This window comes from Arthrobacter sp. HMWF013 (genome assembly GCF_003061105.1).
Lineage (GTDB): Bacteria > Actinomycetota > Actinomycetes > Actinomycetales > Micrococcaceae > Arthrobacter.
Genome location: NZ_QAIQ01000684.1, coordinates 1 through 2045, shown reverse-complemented (window position 1 = coordinate 2045; position 2045 = coordinate 1). Strand labels below are relative to the sequence as shown.

At 62.7% G+C, this 2045-nt stretch carries 2 protein-coding genes; both read left to right on the top strand.

The features are described 5' to 3' along the window. Nucleotides 1–555: 555 nt before the first annotated feature. Entirely contained in the window at nucleotides 556–963 is a 408-nt protein-coding gene (locus DBR22_RS22170) for an SHOCT domain-containing protein (RefSeq protein ID WP_108600755.1), read from the top strand. Nucleotides 964–1325: 362 nt separating this feature from the next. Continuing rightward, on the top strand, nucleotides 1326–1667 hold the full coding sequence (locus DBR22_RS22165; RefSeq protein ID WP_108600754.1) for a YciI family protein: 342 nt from the start codon (nucleotides 1326–1328) through the stop codon (nucleotides 1665–1667). Nucleotides 1668–2045: the final 378 nt, after the last annotated feature.

The window sequence follows — 2045 nt, the reverse complement described above, 5'->3', positions numbered from 1 at the left end:
AATGAGGCAACGAATCAGTCTTCCCGGAGGTATTGCAATGAGGCAACAGGTCCACCCCCACACCACGCCATGCACTCGGCAAATCCCCGGAAACACACGGAATCCGGGGCCCTACGGCCGCCTCAGAGGCAGCCGCACCCTGGATACTCGTTGTGTTCACTGGGTCACATCTATCCGCGCCCGCATGCCCCGCGTGCCCATCGCTGGAATGATCCGTATTGGGCATGGTTGTCGGTGGTGATGAACATGCACTACTCCACGTCCTTGCCGGGCTGGAGAAGGACTTCGAGGACGCCTTCGGTGCGGCTAGGCCGATCATTACTCCCATGCCGGGATTCCAGGACTCCATCCTGACATGCGCGCCGGACCTGGGTCCGGCGCAGGTTGTTCGCGAGTCCCACGCCGCCGGACGGCCACACATGGCTCCGGCCACGAGGCGAGCCTGCAGTTCGCTGCCGTCAGTGCGGTGAGGACGGGCCCACCGGCACCAGTGTCTTCCCAGAAGTACACGTCGGGGGATGTTCAATAAACAGCCGCAGGTCTAGTCTTCATCCCATGAACGAACACACGGTTCCCCACGAAGCGGGCGGGTATTTGTTCGAGTTTGAAAGGAGGCCTCCCCTCCGTGAGACGGCACGTTGGATGACTGGACTCGGCCTCGTCATCGGCGGCGTGGCCATCATGGTCATAGGAAATGCTTCGTCCTCCTATTTGTCCCTCCCCCTGGGAATTGCAATAGCAGTTCTCGGCGTCATTCTCCTCATAACGTATGCCTTCGACAAGAACAGGAAGAACCGAGCGTTCCCCGTTCAGGCAAACAGGCATCGGATCAGGTCCATCCGTGGGGTGAGGGGCAAAGATTCCTTAGCATCGGATCTTGCTACCCTCGCAGACCTCTATTCGCAAGGTGCCCTCTCCCGAGGGGAATTTGAGGCCGCTAAACGCCGCATACTCGATATCTGATGCTTGGCCTCCTGTGGCAACCCGGCGCTGACGTCGCTGACCGGTATATCCCCAGGCGAACCCGCCAGGTGGAGCCGGGAAGGCATTTTGACTCATCCGTTGATGGCGTCGGTTGGGCCGTTGGACGAGACGGCACATCGAAGGATGCCGGCACCCGGGCGGCTCGCTTCTCTAGGGCCAGAACAGGCGCGGTGACCTTTCGGCCGGCCACCAGGGCGCCGACGTCGAGTAGGTTCTTCGCGCCGATCGAGGCGCCCCAGCCTTGACCACATAACGTGCGCCGGAGCCATAATCGAGCTGGGCGCCAGCGCTGTGCCGATGACAGTAGCGAATGGACGGCGCCGGAGCAGAGGAGTTCTCGAATGACAAAATATCTGATTTCGTTCCCGGGAGAGGCCATGGTGGTCCCCGCGGAGGAATTCGAGTCCGTGGTTGAAGCATCGCATGCCGTCATAGAGGAGGCCAAAGCGGCGGGTGTGTACGTCTTCGGCGGCGGGATCGATGAGGACGTGGACCCGGTGCGCGTGGCCGGCGACGGCACGGTCACGGAAGGCACGTACCCGGGCCACAAGGTGCCCAACGGCGGCTACACCGTCCTCGAGCTGCCCTCGCGGGAGGCGGCACTTGAGTGGGCCGCGAAAATCGCCGTCGCCTGCCGCTGCCCGCAAGAACTCCGGCAGTTCCACTACGACCCCGCCAGCTGACCTGCGCAACGTTCGCCACAGTCGGTCGTGCGCGTTAGAGCCGACCGACGCTACTTTGCTGCCGGCAGCCGGTGCTGCGTGCCTGTGCGTGATCACCCTTCATGGCTACTGCGAGAGCGTTCGCGGATATAGTGCGGCTACTGCGAGAGCGTTCGTGGATTTTTTGCGGGTGCTGCCGGAGCGTTCTGATGATCGCTGCAGGGACTGGGGGCGGGTTGGTAAGGTCCGACGGCGGTTCGTGGCCTGGGTGCGTGGGCCGTGGTGTGGTGTGTTGCCTGGGCTAGGGCGCCCGTGTTGTCTGGTGGCGTGGGTGTGGTGGGTGGTGGGGTTTTAAATGGGTCAGGCCCCGACACGTGTGTGTCGGGGCCTGGCCTGAAT

What these genes read in the sequence shown, in the direction of transcription:
- DBR22_RS22165 (WP_108600754.1), top strand. Translation starts at nt 1,326, where the DNA reads ATGACAAAATATCTGATTTCGTTCCCGGGAGAGGCCATGGTGGTCCCC.
- DBR22_RS22170 (WP_108600755.1), top strand. Translation starts at nt 556, where the DNA reads ATGAACGAACACACGGTTCCCCACGAAGCGGGCGGGTATTTGTTCGAG.